The 20476-nt window shown below is 71.9% G+C and carries 22 protein-coding genes; 3 read left to right on the top strand and 19 right to left on the bottom strand.

The annotated features are described in order from the left end of the window. Positions 1-49 precede the first annotated feature (49 nt). Both tsf and rpsB read right to left on the bottom strand, forming a co-directional pair. The gene (tsf, locus tag LX12_RS00715) at positions 50-874 is read right to left on the bottom strand and encodes a translation elongation factor Ts (RefSeq protein ID WP_253652594.1); all 825 of its coding nucleotides are present in this window, start codon (positions 872-874) and stop codon (positions 50-52) included. Positions 875-957: 83 nt separating this feature from the next. After that, a complete protein-coding gene (gene rpsB, locus LX12_RS00710) occupies positions 958-1803 on the bottom strand; it encodes a 30S ribosomal protein S2 (RefSeq protein ID WP_253652593.1) in 846 nt (281 codons plus the stop codon). Between the two features lie 275 nt (positions 1804-2078). Between rpsB and LX12_RS00705 the strand changes: the two genes are divergently transcribed. Continuing rightward, positions 2079-2579, top strand: a complete 501-nt coding sequence (locus LX12_RS00705) for a M23 family metallopeptidase (RefSeq protein WP_253652592.1) — start codon at positions 2079-2081, stop codon at positions 2577-2579. A 22-nt stretch (positions 2580-2601) separates the two neighbouring features. Here the strand turns inward: LX12_RS00705 and LX12_RS00700 are convergent, their stop codons facing one another. The 6 genes from LX12_RS00700 to LX12_RS00675 form a co-directional block, all read right to left on the bottom strand. Next, positions 2602-3495 carry a tyrosine recombinase XerC gene (locus LX12_RS00700; RefSeq protein ID WP_253652591.1) on the bottom strand — a complete coding sequence of 298 codons (894 nt, stop codon included), beginning with the start codon at positions 3493-3495 and terminating at the stop codon, positions 2602-2604. A gap of 99 nt (positions 3496-3594) precedes the next feature. Continuing rightward, complete coding sequence (locus LX12_RS00695; RefSeq protein WP_253652590.1) at positions 3595-4440, bottom strand: siderophore-interacting protein; 846 nt, start codon at positions 4438-4440, stop codon at positions 3595-3597. A 59-nt stretch (positions 4441-4499) separates the two neighbouring features. Next, positions 4500-5693, bottom strand: coding sequence for a DNA-processing protein DprA (gene dprA, locus LX12_RS00690; RefSeq protein WP_253652589.1), 1194 nt, complete (start codon positions 5691-5693; stop codon positions 4500-4502). After that, positions 5690-7210 carry a YifB family Mg chelatase-like AAA ATPase gene (locus LX12_RS00685; protein WP_253652588.1) on the bottom strand — a complete coding sequence of 507 codons (1521 nt, stop codon included), beginning with the start codon at positions 7208-7210 and terminating at the stop codon, positions 5690-5692. Before LX12_RS00685 ends, dprA begins: the two co-directional genes overlap by 4 nt. Then, complete coding sequence (locus LX12_RS00680; RefSeq protein WP_253652587.1) at positions 7207-7584, bottom strand: YraN family protein; 378 nt, start codon at positions 7582-7584, stop codon at positions 7207-7209. The genes LX12_RS00685 and LX12_RS00680 overlap by 4 nt, the downstream gene beginning before the upstream one ends. A 91-nt stretch (positions 7585-7675) precedes the next feature. Beyond that, complete coding sequence (locus LX12_RS00675) at positions 7676-8704, bottom strand: alpha/beta hydrolase (RefSeq protein WP_372504888.1); 1029 nt, start codon at positions 8702-8704, stop codon at positions 7676-7678. Between the two features lie 375 nt (positions 8705-9079). On the opposite strand from LX12_RS00675, the gene LX12_RS00670 reads away from it, so the two are divergent. Then, positions 9080-10504: a condensation domain-containing protein gene (locus tag LX12_RS00670; RefSeq protein WP_253652586.1), complete on the top strand. Its 1425-nt coding sequence runs from the start codon at positions 9080-9082 to the stop codon at positions 10502-10504. Positions 10505-10510: 6 nt separating this feature from the next. Continuing rightward, complete coding sequence (locus tag LX12_RS00665) at positions 10511-12259, top strand: MFS transporter (RefSeq protein ID WP_253652585.1); 1749 nt, start codon at positions 10511-10513, stop codon at positions 12257-12259. Here LX12_RS00665 and LX12_RS00660 read toward each other — a convergent pair. From LX12_RS00660 to ffh, 11 genes are all read right to left on the bottom strand, one after another. Next, the gene (locus tag LX12_RS00660; protein WP_253652584.1) at positions 12225-12548 is read right to left on the bottom strand and encodes a DUF2469 domain-containing protein; all 324 of its coding nucleotides are present in this window, start codon (positions 12546-12548) and stop codon (positions 12225-12227) included. The two genes, LX12_RS00665 and LX12_RS00660, sit on opposite strands and share 35 nt — an antisense overlap. Positions 12549-12557: 9 nt before the next feature. Next, positions 12558-13208 carry a ribonuclease HII gene (locus tag LX12_RS00655; protein ID WP_253652583.1) on the bottom strand — a complete coding sequence of 217 codons (651 nt, stop codon included), beginning with the start codon at positions 13206-13208 and terminating at the stop codon, positions 12558-12560. Between the two features lie 50 nt (positions 13209-13258). Next, positions 13259-14140, bottom strand: coding sequence for a signal peptidase I (gene lepB / locus LX12_RS00650; RefSeq protein ID WP_253652582.1), 882 nt, complete (start codon positions 14138-14140; stop codon positions 13259-13261). Positions 14141-14209: 69 nt separating this feature from the next. After that, positions 14210-14551, bottom strand: a complete 342-nt coding sequence (rplS, locus tag LX12_RS00645; RefSeq protein ID WP_253652581.1) for a 50S ribosomal protein L19 — start codon at positions 14549-14551, stop codon at positions 14210-14212. A gap of 236 nt (positions 14552-14787) precedes the next feature. Continuing rightward, a complete protein-coding gene (locus LX12_RS00640; RefSeq protein WP_253652580.1) occupies positions 14788-15651 on the bottom strand; it encodes a hypothetical protein in 864 nt (287 codons plus the stop codon). Between the two features lie 9 nt (positions 15652-15660). Then, positions 15661-16371, bottom strand: a complete 711-nt coding sequence (gene trmD / locus LX12_RS00635) for a tRNA (guanosine(37)-N1)-methyltransferase TrmD (RefSeq protein ID WP_253653121.1) — start codon at positions 16369-16371, stop codon at positions 15661-15663. Between the two features lie 41 nt (positions 16372-16412). Then, positions 16413-16934 (bottom strand): ribosome maturation factor RimM, encoded by a 522-nt coding sequence (gene rimM, locus LX12_RS00630; protein ID WP_253652579.1) that lies wholly within the window; start codon positions 16932-16934, stop codon positions 16413-16415. A gap of 14 nt (positions 16935-16948) precedes the next feature. Beyond that, positions 16949-17191 carry an RNA-binding protein gene (locus LX12_RS00625; RefSeq protein ID WP_253652578.1) on the bottom strand — a complete coding sequence of 81 codons (243 nt, stop codon included), beginning with the start codon at positions 17189-17191 and terminating at the stop codon, positions 16949-16951. Then, positions 17188-17634, bottom strand: a complete 447-nt coding sequence (gene rpsP, locus LX12_RS00620) for a 30S ribosomal protein S16 (protein ID WP_253652577.1) — start codon at positions 17632-17634, stop codon at positions 17188-17190. The genes LX12_RS00625 and rpsP overlap by 4 nt, the downstream gene beginning before the upstream one ends. Before the next feature lie 171 nt (positions 17635-17805). Beyond that, positions 17806-18891: an amidohydrolase family protein gene (locus LX12_RS00615; protein WP_253652576.1), complete on the bottom strand. Its 1086-nt coding sequence runs from the start codon at positions 18889-18891 to the stop codon at positions 17806-17808. Between the two features lie 11 nt (positions 18892-18902). Further along, on the bottom strand, positions 18903-20450 hold the full coding sequence (gene ffh, locus LX12_RS00610) for a signal recognition particle protein (protein WP_253652575.1): 1548 nt from the start codon (positions 20448-20450) through the stop codon (positions 18903-18905). Positions 20451-20476: the final 26 nt, after the last annotated feature.

Below are 20476 nucleotides of genomic sequence, written 5' to 3'. Positions count from 1 at the left end.
ACGGACCCCGGGACCGTGATGGTCCCGGGGTCCGTGTGTCCGTGTGGACTCAGGCCTGGCCGACCTCGAAGCGCTCGAAGCGGGTGATGGTGACACCGGCCTCGTCGAGCAGCGCCTTGACGGTCTTCTTGGAGTCCTGCACCGACGGCTGGTCGATGAGCACGACGTCCTTGTAGAAGCCGTTGACCCGACCCTCGACGATCTTGGGCAGCGCCTGCTCGGGCTTGCCCTCCTCGCGGGCGGTCTGCTCGGCGATGCGCCGCTCGTTCTCGACGATGTCGGCGGGCACCTCCTCGCGGGTCGCGTACTTGGCCTTCAGCGCGGCGACCTGCATCGCGGCACCACGGGCGGCCTCGGCGGCCTCCGGGCCGTCACCGGTGTACTCGACGAGCACACCGACGGCGGGCGGGAGATCCGAGGCGCGCTTGTGTAGGTAGCTCGCGACGTTGCCGTCGTAGGACACGACGCGACGCAGCTCGAGCTTCTCGCCGATCTTCGCCGACAGGGCGGCGACGGCGTCGGCGACGGTCTGGCCGTCGACCTGCGCGGCCGACAGGGAGTCGAGGTCGGTCGCCTTCGACGCGATCGCGGCGTCGACGATCTTGTCGGCGAGGGCCTGGAACTCGGCGTTCTTGGCGACGAAGTCGGTCTCGCTGTTGATCTCGACCATGACGCCGTCACGGGCGGCGACGAGACCCTCGGCGGTGGAGCGCTCGGCGCGCTTGCCGACGTCCTTCGCGCCCTTGATGCGGAGCTCCTCGACGGCCTTGTCGAAGTCACCGTCGTTGTTGGCCAGGGCGTTCTTGCAGTCCAGCATCCCCGAGCCGGTCAGCTCACGGAGCCGCTTGACGTCGGCTGCGGTGTAGTTCGCCATCGGTGGCGAGCCTCCTTCTCAGATGTGGCGGTGCCCGTCCAGCCGGATCTCCCCGGCGGGACGGGCACCGCTGACGGTGTGGATCAGGCCTGCGCGGTCGGGGCCTCGCCCGCGGCAGGGGCCTCGGCGGCCGGGGCGTCACCCGCGGGGGCGGACGCCTGCGTGAGGAGCTCCTGCTCCCACTCGGCCAGCGGCTCACCGGCGCCCGCCTCGGGCTTGGCGTCGGCGTCGGTCGACTGGCCGGCACGCGCCTGCACACCCTCGGCGACGGCCGACGCGACCACGCGGGTCAGCAGGGCCGCGCTGCGGATCGCGTCGTCGTTGCCCGGGATCGGGTAGTCGACGAGATCGGGATCGCAGTTGGTGTCGAGGATGGCGATGACCGGGATGTTGAGCTTGCGCGCCTCGCCGACGGCGATGTGCTCCTTGTTGGTGTCGACGACCCAGATGGCCGAGGGCACCTTGGCCATGTCGCGGATGCCGCCGAGGGTGCGGTCGAGCTTCGTCATCTCACGCGTCAGCATGAGGATTTCCTTCTTGGTGCGACCCTCGAAGCCACCGGTCTGCTCCATGGTCTCGAGCTCCTTGAGGCGCTGGAGACGCTTGTGGACGGTGGAGAAGTTGGTGAGCATGCCGCCCAGCCACCGCTGGTTGACGTACGGCATGCCGACGCGGGTCGCCTCGCTGGCGATCGACTCCTGCGCCTGCTTCTTGGTGCCGACGAACAGGATGGTGCCGCCGTGGGCGACGGTCTCCTTGACGAACTCGTAGGCGCGATCGATGTAGGTCAGCGTCTGCTGCAGATCGATGATGTAGATGCCGTTGCGGTCGGTGAAGATGAACCGCTTCATCTTCGGGTTCCACCGTCGCGTCTGGTGGCCGAAGTGGGCGCCGCTGTCCAGCAGCTGCTTCATGGTGACGACAGCCATGTCGTGTCTTCTCTCGTGTGCAGTTGGTCGTCGGACGCGGGATGCGGCCGACCCTGACGCCCGGGCCGGTCAGAACCCGGCTCCGTGAGGGATCCGGGACCGCCTGGCCGGTGGTGTCGGTGCGCGAGCCCGCGAGGGTGCGCAGCCGGGGTCCGGGCGTGCGAAGTCACCCCACCCGGGGGCGGAGTGCGTCGGCCAGTGTAGTCACGGCCCGCCCGCCCGACGAAATCCGTGTGGAACCGCACCGGGCACGCCTGCGTCCCATGGAGGTGGGGATGTCGGGTGTCGTGCGGGTCGTCGTGGTCCTGGTCCTGTCGTCGCTGGTCCCGGCGGCGGACGCTCACGCGCGCATCCCCGGCGGGTACGGCTGGCCGATGCTCCCCCGCCCCGCGGTGTCCCGCGGGTTCGACCCGCCCGTGCAACGCTGGCTGGCCGGTCACCGCGGCGTCGACCTCGTCGGGACCGGCGCCGTGCTGGCCGCCGGGGCGGGCACGGTGCGGTTCGCCGGCACCGTCGCGGACAAGCAGGTGGTGTCGATCCTCCACGCCGACGGCATCGTGACCACCTACGAGCCGGTCGAACCGACCGTCAGCGCCGGCGCGGTGGTCGCCCGGGGCTCGCCGATCGGGACGCTGCTCCCCGGTCACCCGGGGTGCGCGACGTCGTGCCTGCACTGGGGAGCCCGGCGCGGCACCGGACGATCGGCCGTCTACCTCGACCCCCGCGCGCTCGTCGGCGCCGTGCGTGTCCGGCTGCTGCCCGTCGGGGACGGGTGACGGGACACACCGGCCGACGCGTCTACGCCCGGGGGTGCGCCTGTCGGTGGACCGCGCGCAGGCGGTCGACACCCACATGGGTGTAGAGCTGCGTGGTGGCCAGCGACGAGTGGCCCAGGAGTTCCTGCACCACACGCAGGTCGGCACCTCCCTCGAGCAGATGCGTCGCCGCCGAGTGCCGCAGCCCGTGGGGGCCGATGTCGGGGGCGCCGTCGACGCCGGCGACCGCCTCGTGCACGACACGACGGGCCGCTCGCTGGTCGAGGCGTCGGCCCCGGACACCGAGGAACAGGGCCCGACCCGATTCCCCGGTCGCCAGCGACGGTCGGCCGTCCCGACGCCAGCGCGCGAGCGCGTCGGCGGCGGGGACGCCGAACGGGACGCTGCGTTCCTTGTCGCCCTTGCCGATCACCCGCAGCACCCGACGGTCGTCGTCGACGTCGTCGAGGTCGAGGCCACAGAGTTCGCCGACGCGGATCCCGGTGCCGTAGAGGACCTCCACGAGGGCTGCGTCCCTCACGGCGATCGGCGAGCCATCGGGAACGGGGCGGGTCGCCACCGCGGCGGCCTGGTCGGCGGTGAGCACGGGGGGCAACGTGCGATGGGCGCGCGGCGCCTGCAACCGCAGGGACGGGTCGCCCGCGAGCACACCCTCGCGAACCGCCCACGCGCAGAACGTCTTCGCCGACGAGACGTGGCGGGCGATCGTCGTGCGCGCCGCGCCGCGCCGCGCCGTCTGCGCCAGCCAGGCGCGGAGGAGGTCGAGATCGATGTCGCCGGCCGACACCGCCCGGGACCCGGCGAACGCGACCAGCGAGCGGACGTCGGCGCAGTAGGCGCGCACGGTGTGCTCGCTGTGCCCCTTCTCGTGGCGCAAGAAGGCCTCGAAGTCGGCCAGTCGTCCGGCGTCGTGCATGGGACCACCCTGCGCCGACGGGACGCGTGTGTCGCGTGTGACGCGCCTGTCGTGACCGAAGCGACGCCTGATGCCCGACGCCGCCCGTGATCGGCGGTGTCAGACCGCCGGGACGGCCTCCTCGGCACGACGCAGGTCGGCCTTCCACTGCCGGAAGCCCTCCTCGGTGCGGCCGCGACGCCAGTACCCGGAGATCGACGCGCGTCGGGCGCTCACCCCGCGTTCCTTGCGCACGTAGGGGCGCAGGCCGTGCATGACGGCCTGGGCCTCGCCGTGGATGAAGACCTGCGGCTCGCCCGGCAGCCAGGGAGCACGTCGGACCGCGTCGACCAGAGGCGCGTTGTCCCCGGCGATCGAGTCGTCGGCGACGTCCGACCCGGCCCCGCGGTGCACCCAGGTGATGGTGGCCCGCGACGGCGCGGTGAGCGCGATCTCGTCCTCGGGACCCGCGACCTCGATGAAGGCCTGGGCGGTCGCGTCGTCGGGCAGCGCGGCCAGCGCGGCCGCGAGCGCCGGGAGCCCGGCCTCGTCGGAGGCGAGCAGGTGCCATGGCGCCTCGGGATCGGGGCGATACCCGCTGCCCGGACCCAGGAAGCGCACGGTCTCCCCCGGTTGCACCGACGCGGCCCACGGTCCGGCGACACCGGTGTCCCCGTGGACGACGAAATCGACGGCGATCTCGCCACGCTCGTCGTCGACCGACCGCACGGTGTAGGTCCGCAGGACCGGCTGCTCCGTGGGCGCGAACTCCGTACGGATGCGGTCGAGGTCGAACGGCTCGGGGTAGACGACGCCGGGGACGCCGAAGATGAACTTCACGTAGGCGTCGGTGTCGTCGGTCGCCGCGAAGTCGGCGAAGCCGGGACCGCCGAGATGGACGCGCACCATGTGCGGGGTGATCCATTCGGTCCGACGGACCTCCATGGTGTTCAGTCGCTTGGCCATGGCGACAGCGTACACCGGATGTTAGGTAAGCCTAACCGGTCACGCCGCGCGGGCCACCGTCAGAGCAGACGGCGCTGTCCCGCACCTCCCTCCCCGGCGCGCGCCGGGCGGGTCCGGGCCAACGCCCACCCCGACCCGTCCCCGTCGACCAGGCCCAGCATGTCCAGTGTCGCCAACGCCGATCGCGTGGTGCCCGCGTCGACCCCTGCCGAGAACGCGATCTCCGCGACGCCGGCACGTCCGGCGGCGGGGATGGCCTCCCGCACCCGCGCGACGACCGGGTCGAGGTCGTCGACGGTGGTGCGGGGGTTCGCGGAGTCGCCCCCGCCATCCGGGGCGATAAGGCGCTCGACGGCCGCGGCGCCGTCGACGAGTTGCGCGTAGCCGTCCGCGATCAACGCGTGACATCCCACCGACATGGCCGACGTCGCGGGCCCGGGAACGGCACCGAGTGGTCGGCCGACGATCCTCGCCCAGGCCGCCGTGTTGTTCGCCCCGCTGCGCCGTCCCGCCTCCACCACGACCACCGCCGCCGACAGTGCGACGACGAGTCGGTTGCGGGCGAGGAACCGGTGGCGAGCTGCGGTGGTGCCGGGTGCGTACTCGCTGACCACCGCACCGGTGCGGGCGATCTCGGCGAACAACGCGCCGTGGTCGGTCGGGTAGTCGATGTCGAGGCCGCAGGCCAGGACCGCGATCGTGCTCCCCGCGTCGGCGAGTGCGCGCCGGTGCGCGGCCCCGTCGATCCCGTAGGCCCCGCCGGACACCACCGCCCTGCCCCGCTCGACGGCACCGGCGGCGACCGTCGAGGCCATGCGTGTGCCGTAGGCCGTCGCGGCCCGGGATCCCACCACGGCCACCGCTCCGTCGGCCAGGTCGGCGAGATGCGCGGGCCCCCGGACCCAGAGCGCGAGCGGCGGCCCGCCGCGCGCCGCCGTGTCGGCGGTGTCCAGCGCGTGCAGCGCCCACCCGGGCCACTCGTCGTCGTCCGGCGTCACGAGCCGACCGCCCAGACGATCGATGGTGACGAGATCGTCGGCGGCACAATCGGTCTCGCAGCGGGCCGCCGTCGAGCGCAGCACGCCGCGATGCGCCGGCGGCACGACACGTGTGCGGATCGCCGCGGCCGCCTCCTCGACACCGAGCTCCTCGACCAGGCGGGCGACCCCGGCCGCAGGCGGCTCGGCGACGCGGGACAGGTAGGCCCACGCGTGCAGCCGCCGGGTGCCGGCCCCGGGCGCAGGGGCGCTCACACGCGCTCCCGGTCGCGGAACATCAGCGCCTGGGCGACCTCGTCCTGCGTCGGGGTGACCCCACCGCGCAGGTCGTTCAGTGTCCACGCCAACCGCAGGGCCCGGTCCGCCCCTCGCGCGGTGACTCGTCCGTCTCGCAGGTAGAGCCCGATGGGCCGGGTGACGGTGGACGGCAACGCGTATCGCGTGCGCAGTGCCGACCCGGGCACCTCGGCGTTGGTCGCCCATCCGTGGTCGGCCCACCGCTCCCTCGCCGCCTCCCGGGCGGCGACGACGCGCGCCCGGATGTCGGCGCTCGACTCACCGGGCCCGCCGGTCAACGCCGCGGTGCCGGGCGGGTCCATGCGGACCCGGAGGTCGACGCGGTCCATGAGCGGCCCCGACAGCTTGCCGAGGTAGCGGCGCCGCACCTGCGCGGTGCACACGCAGTCGACGTCCTGCGCCGGTGCACACGGGCACGGGTTCGCCGCGAGGACGAGCAGGAAGCGTGCGGGCAGCGTCGCGACTCCGTCGCGCCGCCACACCCGGGTCTGCCCGTCCTCCAGTGGCGTGCGCAGCGACTCGAGTGCCTTCACCCCCATCTCGGCACACTCGTCGAGGAACAGCACCCCACGGTGCGCGCGGGACACCGCGCCCGGCCGGGCCATCCCGGTGCCCCCGCCGACGAGGGCGGTGTGCGAGGTCGAGTGGTGCGGCGCGATGAACGGTGGCTCGACGAGCAGCGGTCCGCCGACCGGCAACGTGCCGGCCACGGAGTGGATCACCGTGGCCTCGAGGGCCTCCGACTCGGTCAGCGGCGGCAGGATCCCCGGCAGACGGCGCGCGAGCATCGTCTTGCCGATGCCCGGCGGACCGCTCATGAACACGTGATGCCCACCGGCGGCGGCGATCTCGAGCGCGTGACGGGCCTCCTCCTGGCCGACCACGTCGGCCATGTCGACGGTGTCGGCGGACGACGCCGTCGCGGCGGGCACCGGGTCGCCGACTGTGTCGAGGACGGCCTTGCCCTCCAACCACGCGACCACCTCCCGCAGGTGACCGACCGCCCCGATCTCCACCCCGGGCACCAGCGCCGCCTCGGCGGCGTTGCCGCGGGGCACGACGACCCGCGTCAGCCCCTCCTCGACCGCCGCCATCACCGACGGCAGGACACCGTGCACGGGCCGGACCCGCCCGTCGAGCGCCAGTTCGCCGAGGAGGAGGCATTCGTCGAGCAGGGCCGTGGGCACGGCGTCACTCGCCGCGAGGACCGCGACCGCGATCGCGAGGTCGTAGGACGATCCGCTCTTGGGCATCGTCGCCGGCGACAGGTTCAGCACGACGCGGCCGTCGGGCCACTTGCACCCCGAGTTGCTGACCGCCGCACGCACACGGTCCTTGGCCTCGCGGAGCGACGCGTCGGCCAGACCCACCAGCGCGACCGCGGGGAGCCCCTGGTTCACGAACGACTCGATCTCGACCGGGGTCCCCGACACGCCGACCACCGCGGCCGACCGGGCGCGCCCCAGGCCGCTCACGAGATCCCCCGGATGTGGGTCACCGCGACCGCGTCGGTACGCAGGTCGAGCAGGACGGCGACGACGTCGAAGCGGACGGCGGCGAAGCCCCGGGACTGTCCGTCGAGCCACAGGCCCGCGAGACGACGGAGTCGCCGGTACTTGGCCGGGGTCACCGCCTCGGCCGGGCTACCGAAGCGGTCGCCGGTGCGGGTCTTCACCTCGACCACGACGAGGGCGGGACCGTCGGCGGCGATGATGTCCAGCTCGCCCCAGCGGCACCGCCAGTTCCGCTCCAGCACCGAGAAGCCCTGGTGCAGCAGGTGGTCCGCCGCGGCGTCCTCGCCCCGGCGGCCGATCAGTTGTCGGCTCGCTGGCCGTGCGCTGTCCTCCACGTCGGCCACTCTGGTCGCCGGGACCGTCGCCCGGGGGCTGACGACCGCGCCCCGGCGCCCCATGTGTGGAGGCGGGGCGAACTGGGGAGCGTCAGCCCGTCGCGAGCGCTCGGGCGAACAGCGGCCACGAGCGGTGCAGGCTGTCCTGCCAGTACGGCCAGCTGTGCGTCCCGGCCGGCGGCAGCGAGAACGTCGCCGGGATGCCGAGACGGTCGAGCTTGGCCTGCAGCGCGACCGTGCACCGTCGTACCGAGCTCTCGATGACGGCGCCGACGCCGATGCGCGACACCAGTTCCGCGACGTTCCCGTCGATCCCGGGCCCGTCGATGCGGTCGTAGGGGCCGGGTGCACCGGTGGCCGCGGAGATGTAGAGCGCCGTGCCGCGCAGCTTCTCGGCGTTGACGTAGGGGTCGTTGCGGACCCAGGCCGGGTCGTCGACGGGGCCGTACATGTTGTCGGCGTTCCCGCCACCGCGGGCGACGGTCAGTCGGACGTAGGCCTGTCCGACGAGGTCGGACGTCTGGGCGCAGCCACTGTAGGAGCCGACGGCGCGGTAGAGACCGGGTGCCTCGATCGCCAGCTGGAGGACGGACGTGCCCGCCATGGAGATCCCGGCGAGCGCGTTGCGCCCGTCGCCGCCGAAACGGGCGTCCATCAGCGGCGGCAGCTCCTTCGTCAGGAACGTCGCCCACTTCTGATGGCCCAGGACGGGGTCGTCGGCCCGCCAGTCGGCGAAGTAGCTGGCCTGACCGCCCACCGGGATCACGACGGTGGCGTTCTTGCCGGCGAAGAAGTCGACGACGTCGGTCTGGTCGAGCCAGCTGCTGCCGTTGAGTCCACCCTGAGCGCCGTTGAGGAGATAGACGGTCGGATGGGGGACGGAGGGGTCCCGAGGGGGGATCACGTCGACGCGCATCGGCGCACGCATCGCCGGCGAGGCGACGGTCAGGGCCAGGGTCCCGCGGACGCCGGGTCGCTCGGAGGCGATGGTCGCGGCGGACTGCGCGGACGCCGGGGACACCGTCGCCGCCAACGCCGCGAGAAGGAGGACGACGACTGCACCGACGGCTCCTGTCGTGCCGCGTCCCGCCGTCGCCTGTCGCCCGGTCACCCCGCCCATCCCCTCGATCCCCGCGCCGGGACGATCACGGTGTGGACCGGCTCCGGCGGCCGCCGCGGGCGACGTGCGGCCCGTGGTGCGCAGGCGACCCTACCCCACGGTAATGCAGGTCACAGCATCCGCTGTGCAGGTCACAGCACCACTTGTGGCACTGTCCGTCGGAAGTTGCCTCTGCTCAGGTGTCCGGGTTACCTTCCCGTAGGTGTGGGGGCGGTCACGTCTCAACACCTGTTGTGACACACGCGCTCTCGTCGGCATTGTCCGATTGGGTGTGTACGGGTGAGACACACGTCGTGGTGCGTCGGCGACCCCGTGGGTCGAGGGCGAGACCGGTGCCGGGGACAGGCGCGGGCACCCGCGTCAGAGGGGATGGACATGATCAATTTCGGGCTGATCGACGAGTGGACGCCGGCGCCGGGCCGGGTCACCACCTGGCACGCGACACCGGCCGCGATCGACGCGGCCGCCGCCGCTCCCGCGACCGCCGTGCCGCCGTCCTACCAGCAGCAGTCCTACCTGCGCGCCGCACGCCGCAACGAGAACGCGGGCTTCCGCTTCTCCCGGCTGTGCCTCATCTCCTTCGACATCGGCGGGCACCTCGACGTCGAGGCGATGACCCGCACCGTGAACGGTTTCCTCCGCCGGCACGACACCTTCCGCAGCTGGTTCGCGATCGACGACGACCACGTCGTCACCCGCCATCTGATGGACGCCGAGTCGGTCGAGTTCGCCCCCACCGATCACGGTGACTTCGCCGACAGCGCCGCGATCCTCGCCCACGTGCAGCAGACGACGCCGGGGCCGTTCCACTGGGACTGCTTCACCGTCGGGGTGATCGAGCACGACGAGAGCTTCACCGTCTACTTCGCGGTCGACCACCTCAACTCCGACGGTGTCTCGCAGGCGCTGTCGTGCGTCGACCTCATCGCCCTCTACGGCAGCGCGGTCTCGGGATCCGCCCCCGCCCTCGCTCCGGCGGGCAGCTACCTCGACTACTGCGTCCGCGAGCGCGACGCCGGCGCCGAGCTCGACCTGTCCGACGAGCGGGTCGCCCGGTGGCTGTCCCTGCTCTCCGCGAACGGCGGGACGCTGCCCCGCTTCCCGCTCGACCTCGGCGTCGCCGAGGACGGCTACACCCGCAGCCGGATCCTGACCGTGCAACTCCTCGACGGCCCCGGGGCCGACCGCTTCGACGCCGCCTGCAAGGCCAACCGCGCCGGCTTCACCGCCGGTGTCCTGACCGTCGCCGGGATGGTCGCCCACGAGATCACCGGCGCCTCGCGGTACCTCGGTTTCACGCCGAAGAACACCCGCAGCACCCCGGAGGAGTTCAACTCCGTCGGCTGGTTCACCAACCTCATCCCGGTCACCACCGACTTCGAGAACGACGACACCTTCGCCTCGCTCGTGGGCCGGACACAGCAGTCCTTCGACGCCGGGAAGTCGCTGTCGGAGGTGTCGCTGCACCGCGTGGTCGAGTTGATCCCCGCCGACTCCGGCATCGTCGTCCCCGACGGCTGGGTCGTGCCGATGGTGAGTTTCATCGACGTCCGCAAGCTGCCCGGCGCGCAGATGTTCGACCACATCAACGGCGGTGTCTTCGGCAACCGCGGGTCGTCGGAGGAGGTGTACCTCTGGGTCAACCGGTTCCCCGAGTACACCGTCATGACCCTGCTCTACCCGGACACCGCCACCGCCGCGGAGTCGATCGACCACTACGTCGCCCGGTTCTCCGACATGTTCCGCGCGATCGCCTCCGCCGGCGACCACGCGCCGTCGCTGGCCTCGCTGACGCGCTGAGCCGACGTGGCGGACTCGCCGACACGCACGGCATCCGACACGTCGGTGGTCACCCCGCCGGTCGGGGCGGCCATCCATCCCCGACCGGCGATCGCGTGGGCGGCGTTCGCGGCGTGCCTCATCGCGGTGTTCATGCAGATGGTGGACACCACCATCGTCAACATCGCACTGCCCGACCTCGCCCGTGATCTCGCGGCGACGTCGTCGGACCAGCTGCTGGTGCTCACCGTCTACACCCTGGCGTTCGCCTGCACGCTGATGGCCGGGTCGCGACTCGGTGAACGCGTCGGGCGACACCGCATGTTCGTCGGGGCCCTGGCCGCGTTCACGATCGCGTCCGTCCTGTGCGGCACGGCGACCGGCCCCACCGAGCTGATCGTGCTGCGGGGGGTGCAGGGCGTGAGCGCCGCCTGTGCGTCGGCGCAGACCATCGCGGTGATCGCGACGATGTTCCCCCGGGCGCGGCACCCGCTCGTGTTCGGCGTCTACGGCGCGACGGCGGGCATCGCCGCGATCTGCGGCCCGGTGGTCGGCGGTGCACTCATCTCGGCCGACGTGGCCGGGCTCGGCTGGCGGGTCGTCTTCCTCGTGAACATGCCCTTCGGCGTGATCGCCTGCCTCGTGGCGTGGCGGTGTCTGCCGGTGATGCGCGCCGTCCGCGACGTCCCGCTCGACCTCCGCGGCGCCGTCCTGTCGTCGTCCGGCCTGTTCGCCCTCATCTACCCGCTCGCCGTCGGCCGGGAGAAGGGATGGCCCGCCTGGACCTGGGTGCTCATGGGCGCCGCGGTGATCCTGGTCGCGACATTCCTCGTGCACGAGAGGTCACTGCTGGACCGGGGCGGGCAGCCACTGCTGCGCGTGGACCTGTTCCGCAGCCGCGCCTTCGCGGTCGGATGCGTGCTGTCGATCGCGTTCTTCGGGGTCTTCGGCGCGTTCTTCTTCGCGATGTCGGTGACCGCGCAGTTCGGCCTGGGCTACTCGGCGCTGCGCACGGGACTCATCACGCTGCCGTTCGCGCTCGGTGCCGCTGCCGGGTCGGTCGGGTCGTCGCTGATCGTGCCGCGCCTGGGTGCGCGCACCCTGGCGCTCGGGATGGCCGTCTTCGCCGTGGCCGTCGCGTGGACGGCCGCCCTGCTCGACCCGTCGTCGGCTGCGTTGGACCTGCCGCCCCTGATCCCGGCACTGGTGCTCGGGGGCGTCGGCGTCGGACTGTTCGTGGCGCCGCTGCAGGCGACCATCGTGTCCGGCACCACCGAGCAGACCGTCGGCTCGGCGTCGGGGATGGTCCCGACGGTGCAGCAGATCGGTGCATCGGTCGGCCTGGCGGTGGTGGGGGTGTTCTTCTTCGCGCAGGTGGCCGGCGCGGCCCCGTCGGCGGCCACGCAGTCGGGAGAACGCCTGACCGCGTCGTTGCGCACCACGCCCGTGCCGACCGAGGTGGCGCCGTTCGTCGTCGGGTCGTTCACCGACTGCGCCCGACGGCAGCTGTCGTCCACGCGGCCCGAGGTGGCCCCGCCCGGCTGCTCCACCCGCGATGCGGGCACCGGTCCGCGAGCCCGGGTGCTGGCGACCGCGGGTCCCGCGCTGCGGGACGCGGCAGACCACGCGGCGGCCCGCGCGTTCCTCGCCGCGTTCACCACGACGCTGTGGACGATCGCCGCGACGGCGCTTGTGCTCGCGGCGGCGTGTCTCGCCCTGCGGCGGACACCGGCCGAGCCGGTCAGCCCGGCAGGTCCCCGTCCTCGGGCAGCCTGAGCTCCGACGACTCGAGTTCCTCGATGTTGACGTCCTTGAACGTGATCACGCGGACCTGTTTGACGAACCGTGCGGGCCGGTACATGTCCCACACCCAGGCGTCGGACATCCGCACCTCGAAGTAGACCTCACCGTCGGCGTTGCGGGGCACCATCTCGACGCTGTTGGCGAGGTAGAAGCGACGCTCGGTCTCGACCACGTAGGTGAACTGGCCGACCACGTCCTTGTACTCGCGGTACAGCGACAGCTCCATCTCGGTCTCGTACTTCTCGAGATCCTCCGCACTCATGCGCTCAGCCTAACCAGTGCGGTCCTGCGCGGATCCCGGACGCACGCGCTCACGCACGTTGCGGTACGACATGCGGTGCTGCGGGGACGGCCCGAGGCGGTCGATGCAGGACATGTGCAGCTCGGTGCTGTACCCCTTGTGCACCGCGAACTCGTATCCCGGCAGTGCGGCGTCCATCTCGACCATGATGCGGTCGCGGGTCACCTTGGCCAGGATGCTCGCCGCCGCGATGCACGCCGCCGCCCCGTCGCCGCCGATCACCGGCAACGACGGCACGGTCAACCCGGGGACCCGGAACCCGTCGGAGAGAACGTATCCGGGACGGACCGACAACGTCGCGATCGCCCGGCGCATCCCCTCGATGTTGGCGACGTGGATGCCGATCCGGTCGACCTCCTCGGCGTCGATCACGACCACGCTGCTCGCGACGGCGTGCCGCAACACCGAGCGGTACAGGGTCTCCCGCATCGCGGCGGTGTGCTTCTTCGAGTCGTCGAGCTCGGACAGCGAGACCGGTTGGGTGGGCCGCAGGATGCAGGCCGCGACCACGAGCGGTCCCGCGCAGGCGCCGCGGCCGGCCTCGTCGACACCGGCCACCGGGCCCAGTCCGCTGTTGGTCAGGGCGAACTCGTAGGTGCGGAGACTCGCCGCGCGTCGCACGGGCGGTCGCGGCGGCCAGCGCCGGGAGCGCGCGCCCGGGAGAGCGCCGGTCACCGCTGTGGGTCGAAGGAGCCGACACCACCGATCCGGGAGAACGGATAGATGATGAAGCGCACCTTGCCTCGGACGTCGGAGATGGGGACGGTGCCCTGCAGTTCGTCGGTGATGTGATAGCGGGAGTCGGCGGAGTTGCCCCGGTTGTCCCCCATCACCCACAGGTTGCCCTGGGGAACGGTGATCGGTCCGAAATCCGGTCCGAGACAGCTGGACAGCGTGCCGGTGCCGCCCGCGTCGAGACCGGGGTTGATGCCGGCGTCCTGCTGTTGCAGGGCCTTGTCGATGTAGCGCTCGGTCAGGGCCTTGCCGTTCACCGTCACGCCCTTGCGGTCGGCGTTGCGGCACTGCACCGTCTGACCCCCGGTCGCGATGACGCGCTTGACGAGGTCGTTCTCGTCGGGCGGGGCGAACCCGAACCAGGACAGCGCATCCTGCAGACCGCGGACGACGGTGTTGCTCGAGCGCGGTGAGGTCCACCCCTCGTCCCACGACGCCGTCGGCGCCTTGAACACGACGACGTCGCCGGGTTTCGGGTCGTCGAAGCGGTAGGTGAGCTTGTCGATGACGATGCGGTCGTTGGTGCACCCCGTGCAGCCGTGGAGGGTGTTCTCCATCGACTCCGAGGGGATCACGTACTGGCGGCCGACGAACGTCTGCAGCACCCAGGTGAGGACCAGGACGCTGACGATGATGATGGCGGTCTCCCGCAGCGCGGACCGACCGCGGCCCTCACGCCGGGGCCCGGTCGTGCGCCACGGCTTCTCGTCCGTCTCGTCGGCATCGCCTTCACCGGGCGCGGACTGCGGGTCGTACCGCGACTCGTCGTCGAGCGGGGGATCCGGGTCGGGCCGTCCGTGGCGAGGAGTGTCGGGCACCGCGTCAGCCTAGTCGAGCGCAGGCCGTGGTCGCCGCGACGGCACACGTCGCGGCGACACGGGAGAGCGTCAGCGCTTCTCCTTGATCTTGGCGGCCTTGCCGCGCAGATCACGCAGGTAGTAGAGCTTGGCGCGGCGGACGTCACCGCGGGTGACCACGTCGATCTTGGCGATGGTGGGGCTGTGCACCGGGAAGGTGCGCTCGACACCGACGCCGAAGGAGACCTTGCGGACGGTGAACGTCTCACGGATCCCGCCGCCCTGACGACGGATCACGACGCCCTTGAACACCTGGACGCGCTCCTTCGAGCCCTCGATGACCTTGACGTGCACGTCGAGCGTGTCGCCGGGGCGGAAGTCGGGGATGTCGTCGCGCAGCGACTTCTGGTCGAGGGAGTCCAGCGTGTTCATCGGTCGGTTCCAATCTGCGTACAGGGCGTGAACAGAGGACCCGGCGCGCACACCGCAGGCGATGTGCTCCGACGCCGGTTCGTGCTCCAGTCGTGGGCGACCGCTCGTCGGACCGGATCGGACATCCGGCGCGGGTGTCGAGACGACACCGGCATGCGACCGTCGAGCGGCAACCCGACCATTGTGCCAGAGGCCCCCTCCGCTGCGGAAATCGCCCGCGGGGTCAGCCCACGGGGTCAGCGCGGACCGGAGAGCAGCACCGACGATCGCGGCCCGGCGGGGTCGGGTGCCGGTGCCGGGTGGACCACCCGGTCGAGTTCGGTCTCGGCGGCCTCGATCGCGTGGGCGACGTCCGGGCTGCCGGCCATGAGGTCCTGCAGGAAGATCTTCGCCCGCACCAGCGGGCGCCGTTGCCGACGCTCGCGTCGGATCGCGCGGTGCATCCGCTTCGGCCGCGACGTGTAACGCCACCGCGCCCACGGCGACGCGGGGTCGGCGAGGCGGATGGCACCGATCAGCAGCACCGGGAACACGAAGATGCCGATCAACGCCGTCCACGGCTTGCCCTTGGCCACCACGACCGCGGCGACGAGCAGCCCCACCAGGCCGAAGGCGACGGTGATGAGGGTCTCGGTCCAACTGTCGTCGAAGGCGTCGGAGACGCTGATGAGCTCGAGGGGTCGGAAACCGAGCAACGCCATGCCGGTGGCCCCGACCATCGCGAAGACGGCGTCCACCGACGCACGCCCCTCCTCGGCCCAATACACGTCGCGCAGATAGAAGATGAGGGCGAACTCGTCGAGGATGAGCGCCGCCCCGACGCCGAACGCACACGCCAGCCAGGACAGCTGCGCCTGCGTCGCGGTCATCGAGATCGCGACGATCCAGACGCCGGACACCAGCGACAGCACCACCCCGAACACCATGTGGTGCACGTGGGTCTGTCCGGCGCTGACGTTGCGGAACCACCACTTCACGTCGGCGCGGATGAGCCGCACGCTGACCCGGGTCGCGATGAACCCGCCGACGAAGCCGGCGAAGAACAGCAGCAGCGGCAGCTTGCCGCCCGCCACGATGTCGTGGGTGTACCAGTGGTGCACCCGCTGAGGTTATCCCCGTGATCCGTGGTCGGTGTCCGGTTCCCCGGCGAGCAGGTCGGGTCGTCGATCGCGGGTGCGGGCCAGGGACTGTTCGCGTCGCCACGCGAGGATGGCCGCGTGGTCGCCCCCGCGCAGGACGTCGGGCACCGACAGCCCGCGCCAGGTCTGCGGCCGGGTGTAGGCGGGCGCCTCGAGGAGGCCGTCGGAGAACGAGTCCTGCCGGTGGGACTCGGCGTTGCCGAGGACGCCGTCGACGAGACGGACGATCGCCTCCACCATGACCATGGTGGCGACCTCGCCACCGATGAGCACGTAGTCGCCGATCGACAGTTCGAGGACCCGGACGCGCCGCGCGGCGTCGTCGACGACGCGTTGGTCGATCCCCTCGTACCGCCCGCACGCGAACACGAGATGCGTTGCGGCGGACAGCTCCTCGGCGATCGCCTGGGTGAACGGCACGCCGGCCGGGGTGGGGACGACGAGGATCGCGTCGTCGGGGCAGACGTCGTCGAGGCACGGCCCCCAGATCTCGGGCTTCATCACCATCCCGGGACCCCCGCCGTAGGGCGAGTCGTCGACGGCGCGGTGGACGTCGTGGGTCCAGTCCCGCAGGTCGTGGACGGCGAGCGAGACTATCCCGCGCTCGGCGGCCCGGCCCGGCAGCGACAGGCGCAACGGTTCGAGGTAGTCGGGGAAGATCGACACGACGTCGAGCCGCAGGCGCGGTCCCTCCCCTCCTGCCGGTGACCCCGTCGCGGTGGTCACAGGTCGAGCAGGCCGTCGGGCGGGTCGATCTCGACGACCTCCGTGGTCACGGTCGGCACCATCTCCGCCACGAACGGCACCAACACCTCGCGGCGGGCGTCGCCCTCACCGACGGCGACGACGAGCGTGTCACCGCCGGGCAGGTGCAGCACGTCGGCGAGGGTGCCGACCTCGTCCCCGGCGACCGTGCGCACGGGGACACCGATGATCTCGTGGTCGTAGAACTCGTCGGGGTCGTCGCCGGAGTCGACGGAGTCGGCGTCGACGACGAGCAGGACACCGCGCAGGTCGTCGGCGGCGGTCCGGTCGTCCACGCCCTCGAGCCGGACGAGCAGACGGTCGCCGTGGTCGCGTGCGGCGACCACACCGAAGCTGCGCTCCCCCGCCCCGCGCGGCAACTTGCCGCGCAGGACGGTGCCCGGGGCGAAACGGGCGTCGGGGTCGTCGGTGCGGACGTCGACGACGACCTCACCGCGCACCCCGTGCGACTTCACGATCCGACCGACCGCGAGATCCATCGGCGGTGTGGACCTCAGCGGTCGGTGTCGACGATGTCCAGGCGGACGCCGCGGCCACCGATCCCGCCGACGAGGGTCCGCAGGGCGGTCGCCGTGCGACCACCCCGACCGATCACCTTGCCGAGGTCCTCGGGGTTGACGTGCACCTCGACCATCCGGCCGCGACGGCCGGTGATGTACTCCACCCGGACGTCGTCGGGGTTGGCGACGATGCCGCGCACCAGGTGCTCGACGGCGTCGGCGACGACAGCACTCACTCGGCGGCCTCGGTGGCCGGGGTCTCCTCGGCGGTGGCGTCGGCGTCGGCCTTCTTCGGCGCGCGCTTCTTCGGGGTGGTGGCCTCGCCCGCGGGCTCGCTGTCGGCCGACGCGAGGGCGGCGTTGAACAGGTCGAGCTTGCTGGGCTTGGGCTCCTTGGCCTTCAGCGTGCCCTCGGCGCCCGGCAGGCCCTTGAACTTCTGCCAGTCACCGGTGATCTTCAGCAGGGCCTGCACCGGCTCGGTCGGCTGTGCGCCGACGCCGAGCCAGTACTGCGCGCGCTCGGAGTCGATCTCGATCAGGCTCGGCTCTTCCTTCGGGTGGTACTTGCCGATCGTCTCGATGGCGCGACCGTCCCGGCGGGTGCGGGCGTCGGCGACGACCACGCGGTACTGGGGGTTGCGGATCTTGCCGAGTCGCGTGAGCTTGATCTTGACTGCCATGGGTCTCTCTTCTCTGTGGTCACAGCGCGATTCAGCGACCCACCTGGTGTGGTGGGCCCGGTTTCGCGGTTGGTGCGGCGTGACCGTCGGGCGGCACATGACCGGGTCCGACGTACCGGCGGACCATTGTGCCAGAGTCCCCACCCGCCCCCGAAATCGTCGGCTGCGTGCTCAGAGCACCGCGCCACCGACGACGACCGCCGCCGGTGACCGCAGCACGTCGAGGTCGGCGCGCGGGTCGTCGCCGAGGACCAGCAGGTCGGCGCGGTCACCGTCGGCGAGAGCACCCGCCGACAACCAGGCGCGCGCCTGCACGGTCGCCGCCCGCAGCACCCGCGTGGCGTCGAGGCCGATCCCTGCCAGCGCGACGATCTCGTCGACGATGCGACCGTGTTCGACGAACCCGCCGGCGTCGGTGCCGGTGAAGACGGGCACCCCTGCCTCGGCGGCGGCCTCGACGACCCCCGGGGCGCCGGCGTGCAGCGCGCGCATGTGGGCGGCGTAGGTCGGGAACCGGTCGGCCGAGTCGGCGATGCCGGGGAAGTTGTCGACCTGGATCAGGGTCGGGACGAGCGCGATGCCGCGGTCGGCCATCTGCGCGATCAGGTCGTCGGTGAGTCCGGTGCCGTGTTCGATGCAGTCGATGCCCGCGGCGATGAGCCCGTGCAGGGCATCGGTGCCGAAGACGTGGGCGGTGATCCGCGCACCCTCGTCGTGGGCCGCCACGACCGCCGCGGCGACCTGGTCGTCGGTCCACAGCGGGGCGAGGTCCCCGACCTCGCGGTCGATCCAGTCCCCGACGAGCTTGACCCAGCCGTCGCCGGCGCGGGCCTGACGACGGACCTCGTCGGCGAGCGAGTCGGGGTCGTCGAGCTCGACGCCGTAGTCGCGCAGGTACCGCTTGGGCCGCGCGATGTGTCGTCCGGCCCGCAGGAACCGCGGGCAGCGGGGGTCGTCGTCGAGCGGATGGGTGTCGACCGGCGACCCGACCTCGCGGATGAGCAGGGCACCCGCGCGGGCGTCGGCGAGCGCGAACTCCCGTGCCTGCCCGATCGTCACCCCGAGCCCCGGCGCGATGCCGACGTGGTTGTGGGCGTCGACGAAACCCGGCAGGACCCATCCGTCGTCGGCGACGGTGACGGCACCGGGAACCGGGTCGTGGCGGATGACCTCGCCGTCGGTCCACAGCTCGACCGGTTCACCGGTCAACGCGTCGCGCCCGCGGACGTGCAGCGGCGGCGCGATCGGACCCGTCATGTCGGGGTGCGTCAGCGCTTCTTCGGCTGCAGGCTCGACAGGTCGATGCCCTCGAGGCCCGGGGGCAGCTGGTCCAGCCCGGCGGGCATGTTCGACAGGTCGGGGAAGCCGGCGGGCATGCCCGGCATCCCACCGCGCATCTTCGGTGGCGTCGGACCGCGGCCGCCCTTCTTCCCCTTCTTGCCGCCCTTCTTGCGGTTGGAGCGACGGTTGCCACCCGGCATGCCCATCCGACCCGACATCTGGGCCATCATCTTGCGGGCCTCGAAGAACCGGTCGACGAGCTGGTTGACCTCGCTGACGCTGACGCCCGACCCGTTGGCGATCCGCAGGCGCCGGGAGGCGTTGATGATCTTCGGGTTGTCGCGCTCGGCGGGCGTCATGCCGCGGATGATGGCCTGCACCCGGTCGAGCTGTTTGTCGTCGACCTGCGCGAGGGCGTCCTTCATCTGGCCGGCGCCGGGCAGCATGCCGAGCAGGTTCCCGATCGGACCCATCTTGCGGATCATCAGCATCTGCTCGAGGAAGTCCTCGAGGGTCAGCTCGCCCTGGGTGATCTTCGCCGCGGCGGCCTCGGCCTGCTCGGCGTCCCAGTGCTCCTCGGCCTGCTCGATGAGCGAGAGCACGTCGCCCATGCCCAGGATGCGGCTGGCCATCCGGTCGGGGTGGAAGACGTCGAAGTCCTCGAGCTTCTCGCCCGACGACGCGAACATGATCGGGCGGCCGGTGATCTCCCGCACCGACAGCGCGGCACCACCACGGGCGTCGCCGTCGAGCTTGGTCAGCACGACACCGGTGAAGTCGACGCCCTCGGCGAAGGCCTCGGCGGTGGTGACGGCGTCCTGACCGATCATCGCGTCGACGACGAAGAGCACCTCGTCGGGCGAGACGGCGTCGCGGATCCCCTTGGCCTGCGCCATGAGTTCGGCGTCGATGCCGAGGCGACCGGCGGTGTCGACGATGACGACGTCGTGCTGGCGCGCACGGGCGTGCTCGATGCCGTCGCGGGCCACCCCGATCGGGTCGGCCGCGCTGACGCCGAGGACACCCTCGCCCCCGACGGAGGTGCCGGGATGCGGCGCGAACACCGGCGTCCCGGCCCGCTCACCGACGACCTTCAACTGGTCCACGGCACCGGGGCGCTGGAGGTCACACGCGACGAGGATCGGGGTGTGGCCCTGCTTGATCAACCAGGCGGCGAGCTTGCCCGCGAGGGTCGTCTTGCCCGCGCCCTGCAGGCCGGCCAGCATGATGACCGTCGGCGGCGTCTTGGCGTAGGCGATGCGCCGCGTCTCGCCGCCGAGGACCGCGATGAGCTCCTCGTTGACGATCTTGACGATCTGCTGGGCCGGGTTGAGTGCCCCCGAGACCTCGGAGCCCTTCGCGCGCTCCTTGATGCGCGCGATGAACCCGCGCACCACCTGCAGCGAGACGTCGGCGTCGAGCAGGGCCAGACGGATCTCCCGGCAGGTCCGGTCGATGTCGGCGTCGGACAGCTTGCCCTTGCCGCGCAGGTCCTTGAGGGCACCGGTCAACCGGTCGGACAGGGAATCGAACATGACCACCAGCGTATTCGACGGTGCGA

It is taken from the genome of Williamsia serinedens (assembly GCF_024171725.1).
In the GTDB taxonomy this organism is placed as follows: domain Bacteria; phylum Actinomycetota; class Actinomycetes; order Mycobacteriales; family Mycobacteriaceae; genus Williamsia_A; species Williamsia_A serinedens.
Note: the sequence above shows the minus strand (reverse complement) of the source record. Positions and strands in the feature narration are given on the sequence as shown.

Excerpts from the sequence above, each read along its gene's own strand:
- tsf (WP_253652594.1), bottom strand. The coding sequence starts at position 874 with ATGGCGAACTACACCGCAGCCGACGTCAAGCGGCTCCGTGAGCTGACC.
- rpsB (WP_253652593.1), bottom strand. The coding sequence starts at position 1,803 with ATGGCTGTCGTCACCATGAAGCAGCTGCTGGACAGCGGCGCCCACTTC.
- LX12_RS00705 (WP_253652592.1), top strand. The coding sequence starts at position 2,079 with ATGTCGGGTGTCGTGCGGGTCGTCGTGGTCCTGGTCCTGTCGTCGCTG.
- LX12_RS00700 (WP_253652591.1), bottom strand. The coding sequence starts at position 3,495 with ATGCACGACGCCGGACGACTGGCCGACTTCGAGGCCTTCTTGCGCCAC.
- LX12_RS00695 (WP_253652590.1), bottom strand. The coding sequence starts at position 4,440 with ATGGCCAAGCGACTGAACACCATGGAGGTCCGTCGGACCGAATGGATC.
- LX12_RS00675 (WP_372504888.1), bottom strand. The coding sequence starts at position 8,704 with ATGGGCGGGGTGACCGGGCGACAGGCGACGGCGGGACGCGGCACGACA.
- LX12_RS00670 (WP_253652586.1), top strand. The coding sequence starts at position 9,080 with ATGATCAATTTCGGGCTGATCGACGAGTGGACGCCGGCGCCGGGCCGG.
- LX12_RS00660 (WP_253652584.1), bottom strand. The coding sequence starts at position 12,548 with ATGAGTGCGGAGGATCTCGAGAAGTACGAGACCGAGATGGAGCTGTCG.
- rplS (WP_253652581.1), bottom strand. The coding sequence starts at position 14,551 with ATGAACACGCTGGACTCCCTCGACCAGAAGTCGCTGCGCGACGACATC.
- rimM (WP_253652579.1), bottom strand. The coding sequence starts at position 16,934 with ATGGATCTCGCGGTCGGTCGGATCGTGAAGTCGCACGGGGTGCGCGGT.
- rpsP (WP_253652577.1), bottom strand. The coding sequence starts at position 17,634 with ATGGCAGTCAAGATCAAGCTCACGCGACTCGGCAAGATCCGCAACCCC.
- LX12_RS00615 (WP_253652576.1), bottom strand. The coding sequence starts at position 18,891 with ATGACGGGTCCGATCGCGCCGCCGCTGCACGTCCGCGGGCGCGACGCG.
- ffh (WP_253652575.1), bottom strand. The coding sequence starts at position 20,450 with ATGTTCGATTCCCTGTCCGACCGGTTGACCGGTGCCCTCAAGGACCTG.